This is a genomic window from Streptomyces sp. NTD91 (genome assembly GCF_059510455.1).
In genome coordinates, this window is the sequence record NZ_JCAJZW010000004.1 from 203,286 (window position 1) to 225,112 (window position 21,827).

Annotated in this window: 17 protein-coding genes and 2 pseudogenes; 11 read left to right on the plus strand and 8 right to left on the minus strand. The window is 70.0% G+C overall.

The window, feature by feature from the left end:
- The first annotated feature begins 275 nt into the window (after window positions 1-275).
- The 3 genes from AC5WRT_RS06915 (at window position 276) to AC5WRT_RS06925 (ending at window position 2,122) form a co-directional block, all read left to right on the plus strand.
- Window positions 276-875, plus strand: a complete 600-nt coding sequence (locus AC5WRT_RS06915) for a class I SAM-dependent methyltransferase (RefSeq protein ID WP_496092098.1) — start codon at window positions 276-278, stop codon at window positions 873-875.
- Between the two features lie 224 nt (window positions 876-1,099).
- Entirely contained in the window at window positions 1,100-1,543 is a 444-nt protein-coding gene (locus AC5WRT_RS06920; protein WP_496092097.1) for an SMI1/KNR4 family protein, read from the plus strand.
- A 75-nt stretch (window positions 1,544-1,618) separates the two neighbouring features.
- Complete coding sequence (locus tag AC5WRT_RS06925; RefSeq protein ID WP_496092096.1) at window positions 1,619-2,122, plus strand: hypothetical protein; 504 nt, start codon at window positions 1,619-1,621, stop codon at window positions 2,120-2,122.
- Here AC5WRT_RS06925 and AC5WRT_RS06930 read toward each other — a convergent pair.
- The 3 genes and pseudogenes from AC5WRT_RS06930 to AC5WRT_RS06940 all read right to left on the minus strand — a co-directional run bounded on the left by AC5WRT_RS06930 (window position 2,117) and on the right by AC5WRT_RS06940 (window position 4,492).
- A pseudogene (locus AC5WRT_RS06930) lies at window positions 2,117-2,980 on the minus strand (IS5 family transposase). The gene AC5WRT_RS06925 and the pseudogene AC5WRT_RS06930 sit on opposite strands and share 6 nt — an antisense overlap.
- An 844-nt stretch (window positions 2,981-3,824) precedes the next feature.
- Complete coding sequence (locus tag AC5WRT_RS06935) at window positions 3,825-4,337, minus strand: transposase (RefSeq protein ID WP_496100013.1); 513 nt, start codon at window positions 4,335-4,337, stop codon at window positions 3,825-3,827.
- On the minus strand, window positions 4,319-4,492 hold the full coding sequence (locus AC5WRT_RS06940; protein ID WP_496092094.1) for a hypothetical protein: 174 nt from the start codon (window positions 4,490-4,492) through the stop codon (window positions 4,319-4,321). Before AC5WRT_RS06940 ends, AC5WRT_RS06935 begins: the two co-directional genes overlap by 19 nt.
- A gap of 985 nt (window positions 4,493-5,477) precedes the next feature.
- Here AC5WRT_RS06940 and AC5WRT_RS06945 point away from each other — a divergent pair.
- Both AC5WRT_RS06945 and AC5WRT_RS06950 read left to right on the plus strand, forming a co-directional pair.
- Entirely contained in the window at window positions 5,478-5,909 is a 432-nt protein-coding gene (locus AC5WRT_RS06945; protein WP_496092093.1) for a hypothetical protein, read from the plus strand.
- Window positions 5,910-6,243: 334 nt separating this feature from the next.
- The gene (locus tag AC5WRT_RS06950) at window positions 6,244-6,579 is read left to right on the plus strand and encodes a hypothetical protein (protein ID WP_496092092.1); all 336 of its coding nucleotides are present in this window, start codon (window positions 6,244-6,246) and stop codon (window positions 6,577-6,579) included.
- A gap of 516 nt (window positions 6,580-7,095) precedes the next feature.
- Here AC5WRT_RS06950 and AC5WRT_RS06955 read toward each other — a convergent pair.
- Window positions 7,096-8,010 carry an alpha/beta fold hydrolase gene (locus AC5WRT_RS06955; RefSeq protein ID WP_496100014.1) on the minus strand — a complete coding sequence of 305 codons (915 nt, stop codon included), beginning with the start codon at window positions 8,008-8,010 and terminating at the stop codon, window positions 7,096-7,098.
- 83 nt (window positions 8,011-8,093) lie between these two features.
- On the opposite strand from AC5WRT_RS06955, the gene AC5WRT_RS06960 reads away from it, so the two are divergent.
- A complete protein-coding gene (locus AC5WRT_RS06960; protein WP_496092090.1) occupies window positions 8,094-8,765 on the plus strand; it encodes a TetR/AcrR family transcriptional regulator C-terminal domain-containing protein in 672 nt (223 codons plus the stop codon).
- A gap of 636 nt (window positions 8,766-9,401) precedes the next feature.
- Here AC5WRT_RS06960 and AC5WRT_RS06965 read toward each other — a convergent pair.
- A complete protein-coding gene (locus AC5WRT_RS06965; protein ID WP_496092089.1) occupies window positions 9,402-10,103 on the minus strand; it encodes a TNT domain-containing protein in 702 nt (233 codons plus the stop codon).
- A 461-nt stretch (window positions 10,104-10,564) separates the two neighbouring features.
- Here AC5WRT_RS06965 and AC5WRT_RS06970 point away from each other — a divergent pair, with 461 nt between their 5' ends.
- From AC5WRT_RS06970 to AC5WRT_RS06990, 5 genes and pseudogenes are all read left to right on the plus strand, one after another.
- A complete protein-coding gene (locus AC5WRT_RS06970; RefSeq protein ID WP_496092088.1) occupies window positions 10,565-11,434 on the plus strand; it encodes a DUF2797 domain-containing protein in 870 nt (289 codons plus the stop codon).
- A gap of 351 nt (window positions 11,435-11,785) precedes the next feature.
- On the plus strand, window positions 11,786-12,526 hold the full coding sequence (locus AC5WRT_RS06975; RefSeq protein WP_496092087.1) for a response regulator transcription factor: 741 nt from the start codon (window positions 11,786-11,788) through the stop codon (window positions 12,524-12,526).
- Window positions 12,523-14,108, plus strand: a pseudogene (locus AC5WRT_RS06980) (HAMP domain-containing sensor histidine kinase). Before AC5WRT_RS06975 ends, AC5WRT_RS06980 begins: the two are co-directional and overlap by 4 nt.
- Window positions 14,109-14,122: 14 nt before the next feature.
- Entirely contained in the window at window positions 14,123-15,631 is a 1,509-nt protein-coding gene (locus AC5WRT_RS06985) for a bifunctional glycosyltransferase family 2/GtrA family protein (protein WP_496092086.1), read from the plus strand.
- A complete protein-coding gene (locus AC5WRT_RS06990; protein WP_496100015.1) occupies window positions 15,628-17,793 on the plus strand; it encodes a mannosyltransferase YkcB-related protein in 2,166 nt (721 codons plus the stop codon). The genes AC5WRT_RS06985 and AC5WRT_RS06990 overlap by 4 nt, the downstream gene beginning before the upstream one ends.
- 56 nt (window positions 17,794-17,849) lie before the next feature.
- On the opposite strand, the gene AC5WRT_RS06995 is transcribed toward AC5WRT_RS06990, so the two are convergent.
- From AC5WRT_RS06995 to AC5WRT_RS07005, 3 genes are all read right to left on the minus strand, one after another.
- On the minus strand, window positions 17,850-18,323 hold the full coding sequence (locus tag AC5WRT_RS06995; protein WP_496092084.1) for a PPOX class F420-dependent oxidoreductase: 474 nt from the start codon (window positions 18,321-18,323) through the stop codon (window positions 17,850-17,852).
- Window positions 18,324-18,374: 51 nt separating this feature from the next.
- Window positions 18,375-19,196 carry a YceI family protein gene (locus AC5WRT_RS07000; RefSeq protein ID WP_496092083.1) on the minus strand — a complete coding sequence of 274 codons (822 nt, stop codon included), beginning with the start codon at window positions 19,194-19,196 and terminating at the stop codon, window positions 18,375-18,377.
- A 121-nt stretch (window positions 19,197-19,317) separates the two neighbouring features.
- Window positions 19,318-21,804: an MFS transporter gene (locus tag AC5WRT_RS07005; protein ID WP_496092328.1), complete on the minus strand. Its 2,487-nt coding sequence runs from the start codon at window positions 21,802-21,804 to the stop codon at window positions 19,318-19,320.
- Window positions 21,805-21,827 lie beyond the last annotated feature (23 nt).

Sequence of the window (21,827 nt, forward strand, 5' to 3'; positions counted from 1 at the left end):
CGGTGGGCCGGACCCATCGTCCCTTGCAGTCACTGTGCCAGGCTGCCGAGTGCCGCTGCCGCCCCCCGTCGTTGCCGTCAGCGCTGCCGTCACCGCCGTCGGCGCCGCTGTCGTGTGACCACCGCTCCAGGAGTTCGATCATGCGCGCGGCTCGGTCCCTGCTCGCCGGGCGCTGCCTCGCCCTGGTCGGTCCGTCGACCGGTGCCGGGGTCCCTGGCTTTTCGCCCTCGCTGATGTCGGCTGCTCCACGCATGTTCTCGTCGTAGGGTGGCGGTGTGATCGACAACATACGGGAGACACGGGCTACGTACGACGTCATCGCGTCTGAGTACGCAGAGCGGTGGGCCGGACCGGCCAAGTGGATCACCGCCGATCTTGATTACCTGTCCGCAGTGCTTCCGGGCGGAGCCCGCGTCGCGGACATTGGCTGTGGCCCCGGCCACCACACGCAGTTACTGCGGGAATGCGGCTTCCGCGCTACTGGTTTCGATCTTTCCTGGGGGATGCTCTCCTCGCAGGGCGCGCAAGGCGTCGCTCAGGCCGATATGCGTGCACTACCGATAGCAACGAGCTCGCTGGATGCCATATGGTGTGCTGCCGCGCTGCTGCACATCCCAAGGTCCGACGTGCCGGTCGTGCTCAGCGAGTTCGCGCGAGTGCTGCGAACAGGCGGCGAGTTGATCACCAGCCTCGCCGAAGGTGACGGCGAGCTATGGGAGCCGGTCTCCTACCAGTCGAGTCGCCAACGCTGGTACGTCTTGCACCGGTTCGAACCGTTTACCGCCCAGCTGGGTGAGGTGGGCTTTCACGTCGTCGGCCACTCTCGCCGGTCAACCCACCGTGACTGGCTGCATTTCCGTGCTCGTCGGCGCTGAGCGGCGGCCACTCGAACGAAGCGGCCAGGGCGAGCAGCCCCAGTTTGGAAGACCCGGATGCGGATCGGAGCTGAGCTGGGGAGATGCTGACTGCGCGTTCTTGGGGCACTGACCGGGCTTCTCCGCTGTTCCCCGTGAGTCGCCGCTGCATCGGGCACGTGTTGGGCACGCATCGCGGATAGCTCGGGGTTGCCTTATCTGGGGGTCGGTACGATCATCGCCGAATGTGGAAAGAGTTGATCACGCGGCACGCTGGCGGGGTCGAGATCGCGTTCAGCGCTCCCGCCACGGATGACGCCTTGAGCGAGGCCGCGGAGGCCCTTGGGCACCCGCTGCCGGACGACTTGATCTCGGTGCTGCGGGAGAGCAACGGTGTCGTTGGCGAGTACGGCAATCACCTGGTGTCGCCGCTCGAAACGATCATCCAGCGGAACCTGGAGCTGCGCAGCTCCTTCTCTGACCTGTACATGGCCTTCGATCAGCTGCTCTTCTTCTCGGACATTCCGGGCAATGGTGACTTGTTCGGGGTAGTGCTTGTACCAGGGCAATTTGAGCAGGTCTTCCTCTGGGATCACGAGACCGACAGCCGCAGGTGGGCAGCCTCTTCGGTCGCCGAGTTTGTTGAGCGATGGCTTACGGGAGTGATCGAGGCGCAGCTCGACTGCTAGGAGCTGTCCGGGCGATCACGGTTCGGTGTGCAAGGCCAGGGGTTGGTTGTCGGCGCAGTCCCATAGCCTGCGCTCATGACGACCGCTGAGTTCGGATCTTTTTCGAGTGGGGCCCTTGAGGAGTACCTCTCCTTGATCGACGAGCTGCTCGCACAGCCTTTCCCGGAGGCGAACTTCCATGACGCCACCGGGTGGGGTGGCCCTGAGCATCGTGTCCGCATCCTGCGAGCCAGTCAGGAGTTCTGGGATGACGATGACGGCCAAGCGGCGCGCGAGGCTGACACAGACCTGAGGGCCTACCTGGACGCCCTACTCGCAGCCCTTACCGCACGCTGGGGCGAGCCGCTCGTCGTTGACCTGTTGCCGTATCTGCGGGCCGGCCTCGAGGGGGAGGCGGTGTCCGAGCCGATCAACTGCCTGAGCCAGCTGGCTGGAAGCATGCAGGCGTGGCCGCACCGGGATCCCGGTCGCTGGCTCGGGCTCGCTATTGGACAGGGGGATAAAGAGTTGCCACTCGAACTGCTCGCGGCGGTTGGCCAGAGCTTTGCGCTTGAGCCGAGCGCGTCCGTTCGGTCATGAGCGGAGCCAGATGATCGCTGTTGCCACAGTGACCGTTCCGAGGAAGACGTAGCCGGGCTTGTCGTAGCGAGTGGCCACGGCCCGGGACTGCTTGAGCTTGTTGATCGCCCGCTCGCAGGCGGGCGGCCTTGCTGTCCGCCCTCTCCGGAATCGTGTGGCGGATGCCGCGACGTCGTAGGTACTCGCGGCACGGGCCGTTGCTGTAGGCCTTGTCCGCGGTGACGCTGTCGGGCTTCTTGCGCGGCCTGCCCCGACCGTGCCGCGGGACACGGATTTTCTCCAGTACCGCCTCAATCTGGGTGCAGTCCGCCCGCTGTCCGCCGGTAATGACCAGGGACAGCGGGCGGCAGCGGCCGTCCGCGCTCAGGTGGAGCTTGCTGGTGAAGCCGCCGCGCGAGCGGCCCAGGCCCTCACCTCCTGCACCACCTCCACCAGGCGAGCGAGCAGACTCTGCCACGGCGTCTCGGCCTGATGTTCGGCGTCGTCGCCCCCCTTTGACACGGGGGCCGGCGGCGGATCGGTGCGGGCACCGGCCGCGTGCTGATGGGCCCGCACGATGGTGGAGTCCACCGCGATGTCCCAGTCGATCTCACCCGCGGCGCCCGCCGCGGCCTGGACCTGCTGCAGCAGCCGTTCCCAGGTACCGTCGGCCGACCACAGCCGGTGGCGTTCGTACACCGTCTTCCACGGTCCGTACCGCTCGGGCAGGTCACGCCACTGCACCCCGGTCCGCACCCGGTGCAAGATCCCGTCGATCACCTGCCGGTGATCCCGCCACCGACCGCAACGGCCGTTGCTGACCGGCAGAAATGGCCGAAGCCGTTCCCATCCCCTGTCCGTCAATTCGCCCCGCCCCATGCCGGCATCAACGATTCAGGCACGATGCCGTCACATGATCGCCCGGACAAGTCCTAGTCCCAGGGTCAGCTCGCGCGCGGCCTCGGTTCGGCTGGCCGCACGTGCATTGCTGAGGTCGGCGGAGCGACTTTGGCCGGGAGCTGCTTTGGCGCGAGTGATCATGGCCCCGTAAGCTTCCGGCGCGTCGGGCAGTCTGTGGACCTGCCCGGTAAAGCACGACGATGGGGCCATGATCTTCGAGGCTCGCGCCAAAGTGGCTGGCTAAAGTCGCGGAGCCGACCGCCCCAGCCACGACGTGTTCTGACCTCATGCCCGGTGCCTGCCTCTTGGGCGGGAGCGGGCGGCCAGCGGTGCCGAGCGGGGCGGAGACATGAGCGCGGGCGCCGCCGGCCGCCCGCGCCCGCCCGGAGGAGCGAAGCGACGACGGGTGCTTGAACCTGTGGAGAAAGGTGTAACTCACATCCGGGCTGGGCCTGTGCCGGGCTGGGCCTGAAGTCCTGCGCACGCTGCGAGTCGGCGCTACCCGGTGCCACCGCCCAGCGCTGACGGCAACCCTGACGGCAACGACGGCACACTGAGGCTGTTGATCACGACCGTCAGCGATCAGCCGGGAGGAAGGCGGAGACCCCGCCCAACCGTCCGCCCGATCCTACGGATCAGAAGGTTGCAGGTTCGAATCCTGCCGAGTGCGCACAGATGAGAGGCCCCGGAGAGATCCGGGGCCTCTTGCGTTTCAGGGGCGTACAACAGCGAAGTACAGCAACGGGGTCTGGATCAGCCGGTCTCGGCCCCGGTACCGCCCATGGCGGCGGACAGTTTGCCGAGCGCGGCCGGCACCTCTTCCTCACTTGCTTCCGCAGCGGCTGGTGGAACGAGGCTGGCTGGTCGAGCAGAAACCGGGCCGGTTCACCGCTGCCTCCCCCGCTGCCGGAACACGACGCTGCTGGCGGTGGGCGGCAAGGCGGCGGCTCATGAGCATGGTCATCGACCACCAGATGACGGCTTCACTGGTGTCGGTGCGCCGCTCGTAGTCACGGACCAGGCGCCGGCTGCGCAGGCACCAGGCGAAAGACCGTTCCACGACCCAGCGGCGGGGCAGCACCTGGAAGCCGCTGATGCCGTCGCTGCGGCGGACGATGTCGAGAACGACTCCGAGCTGTGCCGCACTCCAGTCGACGCGGCGGCCGGTATGGCCGCCGTCGGCCCAGACCCGTGTCAGCCGCCCGAAGCGGTCCCTGGCCGCCGTCAGCAGGATGCGTGCGGCGTCCCGGTCGGTGGTCGACGCCGGCGTGACCAGCACGGCCGGCAGCAGACCGAGCGTGTCGGAACCCCCTGCAATCAGCTGCTGTCGTGGCACTCGCGTTCGGTGGGGGCCTGGCAGGCCTGGCACAGTTCGTGCCGCCCCTGGGAAGTGATCACGGTTCCCCAGCCGTTGCACACCTCGCAGTCGGCAGCCAAAGCGGCTTTGGCGCGGGGGTTGGACTCGGGAGCGGCCATCGTTCCGTAGGTCATTGAGAGTCTCCTGGCGTCGGGACTGTCCCGGTGATGCACCCCTTGGCTGCACAGTGCCCATTTTATTCCGTTTCATGCCTGTTTGCACCCATTCATGCAGATTTTATGACCGTTTTGCCTGTAGTGGCAGCCGGACTCGCCCGCGGCCGGGAAACCGATCCCTGAATTGGTGCCGAGGCAGGGTGGTCGGCCGACGATCGAGGGGGGTGACGGCGAAGCGCCGTTCCCTCCGCGTGCCGGCCGGGGGCTGCACGGGGAACAGCGGGGAGTCGCGGTCAACGCACCGGAAACGCCCAGGTCGGCGTCTCACCTGGTTAGCACCCACCCGCATACGCGATCTTCCAAAACTGGTGCTCCGGGTGGATGACCGCCCAGCCATCTTCCTGCGTGATTCGCACCCTATGCGAATGATGCCCAGGCGACCCAGAGAAGGATGAGCGCAATGGGGATGGTCACGGAGCCCACGCCGACAAACAGACATCCATAGGCGAAGCTCTTGGCGATCTTGTGGTCCTGGGAGCGGAGCGCGGCGAAGCAAGCGAAGCAAGCGATGGCGAGACAAGGCAGGATGACGAAGAAGAGGCCAGGTGCCCGCACGCTTGCTACCCCCCGTCGCAGGCTCCGCCGTACAGCAGGAACGTACAGCGCACCCACAGCAACCGTGGCCGTCCGCCGTCGACCCCGGACGACCGACTGACCTGCCGAGCAGACCTCAGTGACCGTCCCGCCCATGGTTCGCATCGAGGAGGCAGTCGTGCCCCTTGCGTGCCGATCAGCGGGAACCCACGGGGACGCCGGTAAGTCACGGTAGCCGGACCCGAGAACGGCCCCCGGCCAACCAACCGGGTCGGAGGCCGTTTCCGCTGCTCTCAGAGTGGAGGCGGTGGGGTTTGAACCCGGGGTGGCATCGCTGCCGCGACGGTTTTCAAGATCAGTCAGGAGGTGGACAGTGCACCAGACCGGCGGGCTGAGCCATGATGCAGCGATGAGCAGGATCATCAAATTCTTCGTTGCGCCGGATGAGACGTCAGCGGCGGCCAGCGTCCTTTCGGGTGGACCCGAGGGCACGTTCGAGACGGTGACATTGGGCAACTTCTTGGTTGAGATCTCTGTCGTGGAGTGGGAAGAGCTGACGACCGCGACAAGCTTCGATGCGCTTTTGGATGCCGGGGAGCCGCGCAGTGTCGCCGAGGACGGTGACTGCGAGGTGTTCGTGGTGTCCGAGCGGCTCCTCCGCGAGTTGGCAGGCGCCGACGACCTTCGCATCGCCGAGCTCGCCAAGGGCTGGAAACGCATGCGCAGCGAAGATGGAGAGGATCTGGACGACGAGCCCGCACGCGAGATCCTGACCGAGGTTTCTGAACTGGCCCGCGTCGCGAATGATCAAGGGTTCGACCTCTACTGCTGGGTGGCGTAGGCGGTCCCCCCCACCGCCGGATCGGCGCGCGGGCGCCCAGATGCCCGCCCCGGCCCGGTCAGCACGTAGCGGTACAGCAGCGGAGTACAGCAACCACAGCAACCCTGCCCGCCCGGTAATGCCCACTAGAGCGACTGGCCGGACGGCAGTCTCACCGATTCTCGTTCAGCGGCGTTCATGGCCGTTCAGACGAGACCGACGGCGCTCGCCACCCTCACGAGCGGCCGCCCATGAACCCAGGCGAACGGCCATGTTCGATACCCCCGGGACCACCAACAGACTTGGAAAGAGTGCACCGTCAAGCGTTGTCGGAGGCTGGTGGGATCGTGCGCGCATGGACACGCTTTTTGGGCTTCCCGAACCAGAGGCGCCGGAAGAAGCAGTGATTGCCCACTACCGGCTCAGTGACAACGAGTACGGCTCGCGTGCCGAGCGCCAAGCGATCTTCGACGCTGAGCGGGCCATGGCGGTCGCCGCCGAGGAGGCGGGAGTCGGCGAGGTCGACGGGAACGAGTTCGGCGGAGGCGAAGCAGTGCTATACGCCTACGGGAAGGATGCAGAAGCGCTCTTCAGGGTGATGGAGTCAACCCTCCGCGGTCTGCCCTTCAGGCCGGCGCACGTCGTGCTGCGGCAGGGTAGCCGGGAGACGGAGTCCCGAGTGGACCTGTGAGTGGCACAGCAGCGAAGTACAGCAACCCCAGCGACCGCCCATGGCCGACAGCCACTCCGAGGAACCGAACGGTGGCTTCCATGACCCTCATTGACCGATCTCTGCAGAGCTACGGATCAGAAGGTTGCAGGTTCGAATCCTGCCGAGTGCGCAGAGGTCGAAGGCCCCTCAGATTCATCCTGAGGGGCCTTGTACATCATCCGCTGACATCAACGCGGCCCGAAGAGCCGATCACTCCTCGGTGCGGGGCTCCTGCTCGCCGTCTGATTCCGCCGGCTCCTCCAAGCCGAGGGCGTCGTCATCCGGTCGGCGGCGGCCTTGAGCGTCGTGGGCATGACGTGTGTGCGTAGGTGTCCGGCGCCATCGTGATCGTGCCGTGCCGTGCCGTGCCGTGCCCGAGCGTTTCCATGAAGTTCGACCCGCGCGAACCGGCCCGCCATCCGGCCCATCAGGACCTCGAACTTCTCATGCCGGCGGGCAGGATCTATGTTGTGGCCTGCGGCCACCACATGATTTTCAGTCTTCACGGACGGTGGACGGCTGGTCGTCGACGCGGTCGGCGAGCGCGCGCAGTTCGTCTGCGTAAGTGGCCCAGACGTCGCCGGCGAGGAAGTGTCCCACGCCTGGCAGGGTGCGCAGACGGGCGCCGGGGACGGCAGCGGCGATGTCGCGTGCGGCCGACACGCGCAGCAGCGGGTCTTGTTCTCCGTGCAGCACCAGGGTCGGCGCGGTGAGCCCGGCGAGCGGGCCGCCGTGCCACTTCGCACCGATCTGGCGGCTCTGCGCCTTCTGGTCGCGGAAGCTGACGACCTGGTGCGCGGCCTCTTTGTCCAGGAACTCACGCACGTCGTACTCGCCGATGTGCTGGCCGGGTGCGGCCAGGATGCGGGCGACGGCCAGGGCCAGGGCCATGTTGCCCTGCGGGGTCTGGGGGTGATGCAGCCTGGCGAAGCGGACCAGGGGTGCCAACCGCAGATAGCGCAGGACACTCAGGCCCTTCGCGTCACTGGGGACGGCCGAGGAGGTGGCGAGCGTGTGCACACGTTGTGGATGGCGGATCGCGATGCGCTGAGCCACGAGCCCGCCCATGGAGTGGCCGAAGAGGTGAGCGCATTCCCAGCCGAGCGCGTCGAGAACGGCGACGGCATCGTCGGCCAGGTCCTCGCCGCTGTAGGCCGGGGGTGCGTGGCGCAGGAGGGCTGCGACCGGCGGGCCCACGCGCCGGTCGGGCAGGTGAGTGGACTGGCCGGCGTCGCGCTGGTCGTAGGCCACGACGTGGAAGCCGCGGTGCACCAGTTCGTTCACCAGTCCGTCCGGCCACCAGAACCGCGAGGTCCCCAGTCCCATCACCAGCAGCAGCGGGTCCCCGCCCGCCCCGCCGAGGTCTTCGAAGGCGATCTGGATTCCGTCGTTGTACGCGAAGCGCTGCATAGCGAGTCCCCCAATCGTTCGCAAACGCTGTTCGCGAACACCGTACCCGGAAAGGTAGAGTGGCGGCAACGCGGGAGGTGGCAGTGGCAGGACAGCGCGAACCGGTGATCTGGCTGCGGCCGGAACAGGCACCGGTCGGACGCCCGGCCGAGCGCAGCCGCGCCGAAATCACCGCCGCCGCAGTGGAACTGGCCGACCGGGAGGGCCTGGACGCCGTCTCCATGCGGCGCCTCGCCGCGGCCCTGGGCACCGGTGCCGCCTCGCTCTACCGCTATGTGGCCACCCGCGACGACCTGCTCGACCTGATGGTCGACAGCACCGCCGGCGAATACCACCTGCCCGCCCCAAGCGGCGACTGGCAGGCGGACCTCCTGGAAATCGCCCACCAGGCCCGCCAGATCATGCGACGCCACCCCTGGCTGCCGATCCTGGTCGTCACGCGTCCTGTCCTCGGCCCGCACGGGACCGACCTGCTTGAGCACCTACTCGACGTACTCGCCGACCATCCGGCCGAGCCGGCCCACAAACTCGAGGCATTCGCCGTACTGAACGCACTGACCGCACTGTTCGTCCAGAATGAACTGGCTGCCGCAGACCCCGACGCCCAGCGCCGGTCCGCCTACCTGAGCCACGTGGCCACCGCCGGCACCCACCCCCGTATCTCCGCCTTGCTCGCCGCCACCCAGCCCCGACGCAACCCCCGCGACCGCTTCGCCACCGTACTCACCCGCGCTCTCACCGGAGTGCTGGGCTGACGAACAGGGCGCCGAAGCCCGAATGATCACGCGCTGGCGCGGCGGAGGTCATGAAGCGGACCACGCGGACTCCCGTGCGGGAGCACGGCGCCTCGAATGATCGGTTCAGGTTGAGCGGCTCGACGGGAGTCCCGCTCTTCGTGGGGAGGACGAGGCCCCGAACCGTCCCCTGCCAGTTGGCACCGACCGCCGTCCGGCTGTTGCGCGTGCCGGCACGGAGCGCGGTCACGCATGCGGCGACAGGCCGCGCGACGGGCCGAACGCCGAGTCTTCGGCGCGACGATCAGGGATTCGCCGCCGACCCGCCGTGGGCCTGCCGGACGGTGGGGACCCCTTCGCGAAGATCGACGATCCGGCCGGCGCAGCCCCAGCACCTCACCGCGCCGCAGGCCGATCCGGACGGCCGGCTCGCACGCGGCGCGCAGCCGGTTGCCGCGGGCAGCCGCGGGGATTTTGTCGAAGCGGATCACGGCGGGGAAGGGGCCGCACGGCGCCCGGCGGATGATCGGCACAACCGGGTCCGTGGAACTCCTCGAAACACGGGCTTGGATGCGGCTGCGCCTCCGGGTCCCTGGCCGAGGCGGTCAGCCGCATCGGCGACGTCGTCAAGAACATCGCCAGTACCGCCTCATGACGTCATGGGACCGTGATTTCCCTCAGCTTCTGAGCAGCCTTCAGGTCCCCGACGCTGGTGCTCGTGTAGTACTGGGTGCCCAGCCCGGGCTGGTTGAACCAGGGTCTGGCCGGCCCGGCCTCGACGGTGAACGGCGCGGTGACCTCGTAGAGGTGGTAGTTGAACGGGGGGTCCGAGGCGTTGTATTCGTCCAGGTTGCTCGGCGGGATCGCGCGCTTGGCGTACGGCGTGCCCTTCGGCGCGAGGAAGTGGCCCGTGTCCCCTCTGCCGAAGAGGTCGATCAGTTGCCCCGTCCGGAGGGTCAACGACCGCTCCACCGGACGGCCGTGGCGGAGCAGGAACCCGTTGTTGTCCGGGAACCACCAGCCGCCGACCTGCTGTGCCGGCGGATTCTGCGGATTCGTCTGCCAGTAGCACCCGAGGAACCAGTACCGGGACGTGCGGCCCTCCGGCCGGTAGCCCCGCAGCATCCGCCCGATGCGGCCGGCGCGGGGAAGTTTCTTGGGGCCGAGCCGCCAGTCGCCGTCGTGGTACTCCTCCAGCTGTGGGTTCGGGGCCGTGTTCTGCGCGGTGTTGCGATGCTCGGTCGGGCAGAAGGCCTGGCTTCGGCCCCGGGCTTCTGCGGCCTGGCTGGTGGCGGGTGTGATGCCGACCAGCAGGAGCGGCAGAATGACGCTCCCTACGATTTTGCGCGATACGCGCATCCGATGTCTCCTTAGCTGCGGCCGGCCGCAAGCCCAAAATCGGCACGGGCGAGGAACCGGGCAAGTACCAGCCATGCGCCCCCCTTTGTGGACGACGTTCAGTTCAGCTGCTCATCCTCACGGCCTTGCGGAAGCCGTCGTGGGTGGCCACTCGAACGGCGGCACAAGTACGCACGGGCAGCCGAACATCATTCCGGCGTGCGGGCCTCGCACCATCGCCCGGGCGCAGGGGCCGACGGGGCGGGAAGGCGGTCACCGACGGGGCCGGCCGCCCGGCGCGGGGGCTCCTCATGGCTGTGCTCGGCACCACCCGCCGCCACGGTCATGCCCCGGCGGACGGGACCACGTGGCCTGGGCGGCCCCGGCCGCAGCGGCCGTGTCGAGTGAAGGGGCCGGCGCCGCCCGCGCCCTTCCGCCGCGCGCATCCCCTCTGTCGGACCCCGCCCTTACCCTCACGAGTGATGGCACAGGTGTGGAAGTGTTCGGGGCTCCGTTGGGCGATGGGCGGGCCCGTGCTGGTGTGGGGTGGGGGACGGCGCAGTGGGCTGCCCTGGGGGAAGCGGATCGGGTTCGGCGTGCCGGGAGGTTGTGAGCGGACGTGTGTGGGGGCGCGGGGACATGACTGTCCGGTGCGGGCCGTGGTGTCGCGACGGAGCACGGGGGCCCGGTGCGAGGAGTGCGCGCGGCTGGACCGGGCGCACTCCGTGGCCGCCGACACGCTCGCCGACGACCCGCGGCCGTACCGGGTGTACCTGGCGTGGTTCGGGCCCGGGATGGTGAAGGTCGGGATCACCGCGGTCGAGCGCGGCGGCGCGCGGCTGCTGGAGCAGGGCGCCGTCTGCTTCAGCTGGCTCGGCACCGGCCCGCTGATGGCCGCGAGGCGGACCGAGGAGTTGCTGCGGGCCGCGCTCCGGGTGCCGGACCGGGTTCCGTACGCCGAGAAGCGGGCCGTGCGGTCGGCGTTGCCGCGGACCGGGGCGGAGCGCGCGGCGCAGGTGCGGGAACTGCACGCGCGGGCCGTGGCGCTCGGCGGGTGGCCGGAGTCGTTGAGTCGCGAGCCCTGTGAAGTCGTCGACCACTACGAGGCGTTCGGGCTCGCCGGTGCGCCGGCCGCCCTCGGGGAAGTGGTGGAACTCGTGCCCGGCGGCGGTGTGAGCGGTGAGTTGGTCGCGGCCGCGGGACCTGATCTTCATGTGGCGGTCGCCGGACGCGGGGCGGTGGTCCTCGACACGCGCCTGATGACCGGCTGGGAGCTGGTGCCGCCGGCCGCCTCGGGCGGACTCGGCTTTCCGGTGCGGGAGTTCGCCCACCCGCAGGAGGGGCTGTTCTGAGCCGGAGGCAAGGACCCGGATCCGGTACGCGTCCCATTCGGCACGGGCCATGGACGCAGGACGGGCCCTCGGCCGAGCGTGCTCGGCACGAGCGATCGGACGAGAGTCCCGGACGGCCCGCCTTCCGTCCCCAATCCCCTTGCCACACCGTCGTACCTCGCTTCCAGGCGCAGCGGGCGCGAGCGGTGTACGGACGGTACGCGATCCACGTCGCCAGGGCCGAGCACGCGCACGTCTTCGCCTCGCAGTGAGCGTTTCCCAGGCGCCACCTGAGAGCCGCCTGTGTGATTCTCAGGCAATTCACAGATCGGGGAAAGTCTCTTCTCACAGGGCCCCGACAAGGTGGCCGCCATGACCACGACCTCGCCCCAGGGGCGCACCGAACTGCTGAGGCCGGACGGGAGCCCCGTCCGAGTGCTTGTGGTGGACGACGAGCAGTCGATCACCGAACTCCTGAGCATGGCTCTTCGTTACGAGGGCTGGCAGATCAGGAGTGCGGGGGACGGCCACGGCGCCGTGCAGACCGCCCGTGAGTTCCGGCCCGACGCCGTCGTGCTCGACATGATGCTGCCCGACATGGACGGGCTGGCCGTCCTCGGGCGGCTGCGCCGCGAGCTGCCGGAGGTGCCCGTCCTCTTCCTGACCGCCAAGGACGCGGTGGAGGACCGTATCGCGGGGCTGACCGCCGGCGGCGACGACTACGTCACCAAGCCGTTCAGCCTGGAGGAGGTCGTGGCGCGGCTGCGCGGGCTCATCCGCAGGTCCGGCGCGGCGGACCGGCGGTCGGACTCCGTGCTCGTCGTCGGCGACCTTATGCTGGACGAGGACAGCCACGAGGTCGCGCGGGCCGGGCAGTCCATCCACCTCACCGCCACCGAGTTCGAGCTGTTGCGCTTCCTCATGCGCAACCCGCGGCGCGTGCTCAGCAAGGCGCAGATCCTGGACCGGGTGTGGTCGTACGACTTCGGCGGGCAGGCCAACGTCGTCGAGCTGTACATCTCCTATCTGCGGCGGAAGATAGACGCCGGGCGCGAGCCGATGATCCACACCCGGCGTGGGGCCGGTTACCTGATCAAGCCCGCCGTGTCATGAGCGGACGACGGAGCCCGGGTCCGCGGAAGCGGCGGGCGGGGCAGCCGCGCACCCTGCGGACCCGGCTCGTCGTCGCGCCGGTGGTGCTGATCGCCGCCAGCTGAACGGGCAGCTTCGGAAGGCCTCCGCGCGCGCGGCCGGCGGGTTCGGGCCGGTGCCGGAGGGGTTGTCGAAGAACGGTGTCACGCCGCCGGACCAGCGGGGCGACGGGCAGGACAAGCGCCTTCCCGAAGAGACGAAACCGGCCGACTTCGTCACGTGGGACCCCCAGCCCAGCGGCACCGTCGCGGCCAAGGTCGAGAACGGTGTCATCACCGACGCCAAGGTCGGCAACAAGTCCAAGGACGACAACAACGTCCCGCAGATGGGCGTCAAGCCGCTGACGGCCCCCCAGCTCAGGGTGCTCGGCTCCGTCGCCGGGGACGAGAACATCCACAGCACGGAGATCCCCGGACTCGGCAACTACCAGGTGCGGTACGTCGACGGCAACAACGGCACCTGTTACGTCGCCCTGCCCACCGCGGAGGCCGACGGCACCATCAGCACCCTCATCCTCGTCGAGATCAGCGCCACCGCCGCCGGTCTCATCGCCGCCACCCCCGCCGCGACCGTCATCGTCGGCGTCGCCACCCGTCCCCTGCGCAAGGTCGCCGCCACCGCCATCCGGGTCTCCGAACTCACCATGCACACCGGCGAGGTGAATCTCAGCGAGCGGGTCCCGGAGTCCGAGTGCGACCCGCACACCGAGGTCGGCCGGGTCGGTGCCGCGCTCAACCGGATGCTCGACCGCGTCCACGGCGCCCTGCACGCCCGGCAGCAGAGCGAGATGCGGGTCCGCCAGTTCGTCGCCGACGCCAGCCATGAGCTGCGCACTCCGCTCGCGTCCATACGCGGGTACGCGGAACTCACGAGACGAGGGCGGGAACAGGTCGGCCCCGACACCCGGCACGCCCTCGGCCGGATCGAGTCCGAGGCGGGCCGGATGACGCTCCTCGTCGAGGATCTCCTCCTGCTCGCCCGCCTGGACGCGGGACGGCCGCTGAAGTTCGAGCAGACCGGCCTCGTCCCGCTCGTCGTGGACACCATCGGCGACTCCCGCGCGGCCGGCATGGACCACAACTGGCGGCTCGACCTGCCCGACGAACCCGCCCTCGTGTCGGCGGACGCGGCGCGGATCCAGCAGGTGCTGGTCAACCTGCTCGGCAATGCCCACACCCCGCCCGGTACGACCGTGACCGCGCGCGTGCAGCGGCGCGGGGCGTGGATGTGCGTCGACGTCGAGGACGACGGGCAGGGCATTGCGCCGGACCTGCCGCCGCGCGTCTTCGAGCGGTTCGCGCGCGGCGACTGCGCACGGTCCAGGGCCACCGGGTCGACGGGTCTCGGACTCGCCGTCGTGCAGGCCGTCGCCGCCGCGCACGGCGGTGCCGTGACCGTCGACAGCGTTCCGGGCCGGACGGTGTTCACCGTGCGTCTGCCCGCGCTCACCCCGGCCGTTGCCCACCCGGCGCCCGAGACGAACCGGCAGTCGCACTCACAGGCGCAGCACAGTGCCACCACATGGGTGCGACAGGGGGCTTGAGTTGAGTCGGCCCCATGCGAACCGACTCTTCTCCCGGCGCCCTGCCGGCGCGGGAGCACCTCCCGGCCGGAGACGCCGGTACGCCCGTCCTGGACGTAGTGATCCCCGTCCACAACGAGGAGAAGGACCTCCGGCCGTGCGTCCGCAGACTGCACGAGCACCTCACGCGCACCTTCCCGTACGCCTTCCGCATCACGATCGCGGACAACGCGTCCACGGACACCACCCCGCAGGTGGCGGCGCGGCTGGAGGCGGAGATCCTCGAGGTCACCGGCTTCCGCCTGGAGCAGAAGGGGCGGGGACGGGCCCTTCGGACCGTGTGGTCCGCCTCCGAGGCGCCGATCCTCGCCTACATGGACGTCGACCTGTCCACCGACCTCAACGCCCTGCTGCCGCTGGTGGCGCCGCTGATCTCCGGCCACTCGGACCTCGCGATCGGCTCCCGGCTCGCCCGTACCTCCCGGGTCGTGCGCGGCCCCAAACGGGAGCTCGTCAGCCGGGCCTACAACCTGGTCCTGCGCGGATCGCTCCAGGCCCGCTTCTCCGACGCGCAGTGCGGTTTCAAGGCCATCCGGCGTGATGTGGCACAGGTGCTGCTGCCGCTGGTGGAGGACACCGGCTGGTTCTTCGACACCGAGATGCTGGTGCTCGCCGAGCGCGCGGGCCTGAGGATCCACGAGGTGCCGGTCGACTGGGTCGACGATCCCGACTCCACCGTCCACATCGTGAAGACCGCGACCGACGACCTCAAGGGCGTCTGGCGGGTCGGCAAGGCGCTGGCCACGGGTTCCCTCCCGCTGGACCGGCTCGCCCGGCCCTTCGGTGACGACCCGCGCGACCGCGAACTGACCAACGTCCCCACGGGACTCGCCCGGCAACTCGTCGGCTTCTGCGTGGTCGGCGGCCTGTCGACCCTGTTCTATCTGGTGCTCTACAGCGTCTTCCGGCAGTTCTCCGGCGCCCAGATCGCCAACGCGCTCGCACTGCTGGTCTCGGCGGTCGCCAACACGGCCGCCAACCGCCGGCTCACCTTCGGGGTGCGCGGCCGGGGCGGCGCCGTACGGCACCAGGCGCAGGGCCTGGTCGTCTTCGGCATCGGACTGGCCCTGACCAGCGGCTCCCTGGCCGCCCTGACCGCGGCCGGCGGCCACCCGGCACACTCCACCGAACTGGCGGTACTCGTCGCGGCCAACCTCGCCGCGACCGTGCTGCGCTTCCTGCTCTTCCGCGCCTGGGTCTTCCCGGACCGGGACGAGCCCGGTACCGGCTCCGCGGTCGTCGCCGCCCACTCCGTCTCCTCGCCGGCGTACCGCACGAGCGCCATCACGACCCCGCCGCAGGGGACGACGACCGCGCCGTACGCCCCGCCGCACCAACGGCCGACGCCGAACCAGCAGTCGTACGGGCAGCCGCACACCACCCAGGTCCGCGCCGGTGAGGGCGCGGACGTCCGCTGGAGGGACGCCACCGTGCCGCTGCAGCCGGTGCGCCCTCACGACACCGATCCGGGGGACCCCCGATGACCATTCACCAGGAAGAGAGCCGTACGGCCGTCTGGGGGCCGCCGTCGGCCGCTCCCCCGCGGGCCCCGGAGACCGGAGAACCCGGGCAGCCGCTCGCCCGCAGACTGTGGCGCGGCCGGACCGAGGACCCGCGCTGGGCCCGCCCCGCCCTCCTGGGCCTGCTGGCCGCCACCCTCCTGCTCTACCTGTACAACCTCAGCGCCTCCGGCTACGCCAACTCCTTCTACTCGGCGGCCGTGCAGGCGGGCAGCAAGTCCTGGAAGGCGTTCTTCTTCGGGTCGCTGGACGCGGGCAACGCCGTCACCGTCGACAAGCCGTCGGCCTTCCTGTGGCCGATGGAGCTGTCGGTCCGGATCTTCGGCCTGAACTCCTGGGCGATCCTCACGCCCGAGGTGCTGATGGGCGTCGGCACGGTGGCGGTCGTGTACGCGGCCGTACGCCGCCGGTTCAGCCCGGCCGCCGGTCTGATCGCGGGCGCGGTGCTCGCGCTCACCCCGGTCGCCGCGCTGATGTTCCGGTTCGACAACCCGGACGCCCTGCTGGCCCTGCTGATGGCACTCGCCTGCTACTTCGTCGTGCGGGCCGTGGAGGACGGGCGGACCAGGTGGCTGGTGTGGGCGGGGACCGCGATCGGCTTCGCCTTTCTCGCCAAGACCCTCCAGGCCTTCCTGATCCTTCCGCCGCTGGCGGTCGTGTACGCGGTCTGCGGTCCGGTGGGGCTGCGCAAGCGGCTTGGTCAACTGGCGCTCGGCACCCTCACGTTGGTCGTCTCCGGCGGCTGGTGGGTCGCGATCGTCGAGCTGTGGCCGGCCTCCTCCCGCCCCTTCGTCGGCGGTTCGCAGCACAACAGCTTCCTGGAGCTGACCTTCGGCTACAACGGCCTCGGGCGCATCAACGGCGACGAGACCGGCAGCGTCGGGGGCGGCGGCGGGGGTGGCTCCGGCCGCTGGGGCGCCACCGGCTGGAACCGGATGTTCAACTCCGAGATCGGCAGCCAGATCTCCTGGCTGCTCCCGGCCGCGCTGATCCTGCTGGTCGCGGGCCTGTGGGCGACGCGGAAGCTACGCCGCACATCCGTCACGCGCGCCTCGTTCCTGGTCTGGGGCGGCTCGCTGCTGATGACCATGGCGGTCTTCAGCTACATGGCGGGCATCTTCCACCAGTACTACACGGTGGCCCTCGCGCCCTACCTCGCGGCCGTCGTCGGCATGGGCAGCGGGCTGCTGTGGGAGAAGCGGCGGACGCTGTGGGCGTCGATCGCCCTCGCCGCCTCCGTGGTCGCGGCGGCCACCTGGGGCTACGCCCTGCTCAACCGCGCCTCCGGCTACCTCCCCTGGTTGAAGTGGCTGGTGCTGATCGGCGGTCTGGCGGCCGCGCTGGGGCTTGTCCTCGCCGGCCGCATCTCCCGCCGGCCGGCCCTCGGGGCGGCGGCGGTGGCGCTGGTGGCCGCGCTCGCCGGTCCCACGGCGTACACCCTCAGCACGGTGGACTCCGCGCACACCGGTTCCATTCCGACCGCGGGTCCGGCGGGCGCGGGCATGATGGGCTTCGGCGGCGGCCGGGGTCCCGGCGGTGGCAACGGCGGCGGTGGCATGCCGGGTCGGCAGGGTCAGCAGGGCCGACAGAACGGCAACGGCTTTCCCGGGGGCGGCACCGGTGGCTTCCCCGGCGGCGCCATGCCGGGCCGGAACCAGCCGAACGGCACCGGGAACGCGCCGGGCCAGGGCCGGAACGGCAACGGTTTCCCCGGGGCCGGCCGGATCGGCGAAGGCGGCGGCACGGGCGGGGCCGGTGGCCTGCTGAACGGCGCGAACGTCTCCTCCGCCGCCCGGAAGCTGCTGGAGCGGGACGCCTCGAAGTACACCTGGGTGGCCGCGTCCGTCGGTTCGCAGAACGCGGCCGGCTACCAGCTCGCCACCGGTGCCCCGGTCATGGCGATCGGCGGGTTCAACGGCACCGACCCGTCGCCGACGCTGGACCAGTTCAGGAACTACGTGGCGGAAGGAAAGATCCACTACTTCATCGCCGGCGGACGCATGGGCGGTGGCATGGGCGGTGACAGCGGTACCGCCTCTCGGATCAGTTCGTGGGTGCAGAGCACCTTCAAGAAGGTCACGGCAGGTTCGGCCGCCTTCTACGACCTCACGCAGAAGGCGGATTAGCCCGGGCAGCGGTCGGGGCCGCGAGGAGGCGGACACCCTCCTCGCGGCCCCGTCGGCTACTCGCCGTCGGTCACCAGCCGCGCCGGGAAGCCTCCCGTCGCCACCGGACCCCACCGCTCGGGTGTCACCCGGACGATGGATTTGCCCTGCTTGACCATGGCCTGCCGGTACTCGTCCCAGTCGGGATGCTCACCGGCGATGTTGCGGTAGTACTCGACCAGCGGCTCCACCGAGTCCGGCGCGTCGACGACCTCGGCCGTGCCGTCGATCTGCACCCAGGGGCCGTTCCACTCGTCGCTCAGCACGACCAGACTGACCCGTGGGTCCCGCTTGGCGTTGCGGGTCTTGGCCCGCTCCGGGTAGGTGGAGACGACGATCCGCCCCGAGTCGTCGACCCCGCAGGTCAGCGGGGACGCCTGCGGGCCGCCGTCGGTGCGGCGGGTGATCAGCAGGGCGCGGTGCCGGGGCCGTACGAAGTCCAGCAGTTCGACCAGCGATACGCGGGTGTTGGTAGCGATGTTCGGTGCCATGGGCAGGCAGCCTAGGGGCAGAACCCGCCCCCGTGGCTGACCCTGCTGTGCCTACGCCTGCGCCAGCGAGTCGCCCTGCACCGCCTGGATGTCCAGCTCCACCCTCAGCGTCGTGCCGATCGCGGCGATACCGGCCTGCAGGACCTGGTTGTAGTTCATGGCGAAGTCCTCGCGGTGCAGTTCGGCCGTCGCCCGGAACGCGGCGCGCGTGCCGCCCCACGGATCCGCTCCGGTGCCGAGGTAGCTGAGGTCGAGGTCCACCGGTCGTACGACGCCGTGCATGGACAGCTCGCCGTGCACCGTCCAGCGGTCGGAGCCCGCTGCGCTCAGACCCGTGGAGCGGTACGTGATCTCCGGGTGCTGCTCGACGTCGAGGAAGTCGGCGGAGCGCAGATGCGTGTCGCGCATGCCGTTGCCCGTGTCGATGGACGCGGCCTTGATCACCGCCTCCACGCGGGACTTGGTGACGTCGTCCGGCGCGATCTCGACGGTGCCGCCGAACTCCGTGAACCGGCCGTGCACGCTGGAGATCCCCAGGTGCTGGGCGACGGCGGCGACGGAGGAGTGCACCGGGTCGATGGTCCAGGGGCCGGGCGGCGGCAGTTCGGTACCGCCCTGCCGGGCCAGCGTGACCGTGCCGACCTCGGCCCGGCCGCTCGCGGTGACGAGCGCCGAGGACGCCACCGGCGCGTAGCCGACGGCCGTCACGATCACCGTGTACGCCCCTGGCGCCAGCTGGGTCGTGTCCCGTACGGCTCCCTCGGTGTCCGCCTCGGCGCGCAGCACCTGCGCACCGGTCATGTCGGTCACCGTGACGACCGCGTGCGACACGGCCCACCCGTCCCGCGTACGGATCTTCGCGGTCAGTCCCATCCCGTTTTCTCCCTGCAAGCCTGTGAAGGCCCTCGAAGCCTTGCAAATTGGTCTTAACACACCGGCCCGTGGCGCGCGCCGGGAACCGGCAGGTCAGGTGCGCGCCACGGGCCGGCTGGGACTACCCGCCGGGGTGGGCGAGTTCGATGCCGTGGTCGTCGACACCGGTCCCGGCGACGGTCAGGGCCGTCGCTACCGGCGGGTAACCCGTCGCGATGACGGTGTACTCGCCGCTGTCCAGGTCCGTGAAGGCGTACGCCCCGTCCGCCCCCGTGGTGGCGGTGCCGACCACGTTGCCCGCCTGGTCGACGAGCGTCACCCGGGCGTCGGCCAGCGGGCCGTGCGGGGCCCGCACGACACCCTGGAGGCGGGCGCCGGCGTCCAGGTCGATCTCGATCCGGGTGAGCCCGGTGGTGCCGATCTCGACCGGCAGGGCGCGCGGCCGGAAGCCGCTCGCGTTGACCGCCAGGGTCACCGTGCCCGGCACCAGGTCGGTCAGGGCGAAGTCGCCCTGCTCGCCGGTGGCGGCGGTGGCCAGCAGGTCACCGCGGACGTCGGTGACGATGACCATGGCGTCCTTGACCGGCAGGGCGCTCCCGGCGGCCCTGACCACACCGGTCAGCCCGCTGGTGCCGCTGAGCAGGATGTCGTACGAAAGCGGCTCCTCGCCCACCACGACGGTGGAGGCCTGCGGCTGGTAGCCGTCGGCGGAGGCGATCAGGACGTACGACCCGGTGCCCGGGGCGTCGACGGAGTAGGAGCCGTCGGCGTGGGCGACCGCGCGGCCCAGCTGACGGCCGGTCAGCGAGATCAGGGTGACGGCGGCCTGCGGGACCGGGGCGCTCTCGGCGCCGCGGACGAAGCCGTGCACCGGGGTGCCGCCCCCGTTGCCGGGCTCGGCGATGGTGGCGACGGCGGTCGCCGCGGGCTGGGCGGCCGTGGCGGCGGCCGGCGACTGGGCGGGGGCGTCCGCCACGACGGGGGTGGCCCAGCTGGGCACCTGCTTCTGCGCGGGTTCCTGCACGGTGTTCTCCACAGCGCTCTCGACGGCGGCGGCGACCGGCTCGGCACCGCTGCTCCGGCCGTCGGCGGTCTGGGCGAGCGCGCCCTTGGTCTTCAGCGGGACCTCCTTGATGAACAGCGTGATCAGGAAGGCGAAGGCGGCGAGACAGCCGGCGATGAAGAAGACATCGGCGATGCCGTGGCCGTAGGCGCTCTCCATCAGCGTCCGGATGGGAGCCGGGAGCTTGTTCATGTCCGGGATGGTGTCGGTGGAGCCGGAGCTCTGGGCCAGCGCGGCCCGGTACGTCGGGCTCAGCGCCGAGACGCCGTCCTTGACGTAGTCGGTGATCCGGTGGGACATCACCGCGCCGAGCGCCGAGACGCCGACCGCACCGCCGAGGGAGCGGAAGAAGGTGACCGTGGAGCTGGCCGAGCCGAGGTCGGACGGCGAGACCTGGTTCTGTGTGCACAGCACCAGGTTCTGCATCATCATGCCGATGCCGAGACCCAGCATCGCCATGAAGACGGCCATCTTCCAGTAGTCGGTGTCGTACCGGATGCCGCCCAGCAGCACGAGGCCGGCCGTGACCAGCACACCACCGCTGACCAGCCACGCCTTCCAGCGGCCGGTACGGGTGATGAACTGGCCCGAGACGGTCGACGAGACGAACAGACCACCGATCATCGGGATGGTCATGATGCCCGACATCGTCGGCGACTTGTCGCGGGCGAGCTGGAAGTACTGGCTGAAGAACACGGTGCCGGTGAACATCGCGACACCGACGAACAGCGAGGCCAGCGACGCCAGCGTGATCGTGCGGTTCCGGAACAGGCGCAGCGGGATGATCGGCTCGCTCGCCTTGGCCTCGACCAGGACGAACAGCAGGCCGAGGACGACCGAACCGCCCACCATCGCGTAGGTCTGCCAGGACAGCCAGTCGTACTTGTCCCCGGCGAAGGTGACCCAGATCAGCAGCAGCGAGACGGCGGCGGCTATGAGGGTGGCGCCGCCCCAGTCGACCTTGACGTCCCGCCTGACCACAGGCAGGTGCAGGGTCTTCTGCAGCACGATCAGCGCGATGACTGCGAAGGGGACACCGACGTAGAAGCACCAGCGCCAGCCCAGCCAGGAGGTGTCGGTGATGACACCGCCGAGCAGCGGGCCGCCGACGGTGGCGACGGCGAAGGTGGCTCCCAGGTAGCCGGAGTAACGACCGCGCTCCCGCGGGGAGATCATCGCCGCCATGACGATCTGCGCCAGGGCGGACAGGCCGCCGACGCCGATGCCCTGCACCACGCGGCAGGCGATCAGCATGCCGGGGTTCTGCGACAGGCCGGCCGCCATCGAGGCGACCACGTAGATGATCAGGGCTATCTGGACGAGAGCCTTCTTGCTGTACAGGTCGGCGAGCTTGCCCCACAGGGGAGTGGCCGCGGTCATCGACAGCAGGGCGGCGGTGACCACCCAGGTGTAGGCGGACTGGCCGCCGCCGAGGTCTCCGATGATGTGCGGCAGGGCGTTGGAGACGATCGTGGACGACAGGATCGCCACGAACATGCCGAGCAGCAGCCCGCTCAAGGCCTCCATGATCTGCCGGTGCGTCATCGGGGCGTGGCCTGTGCCTCCCC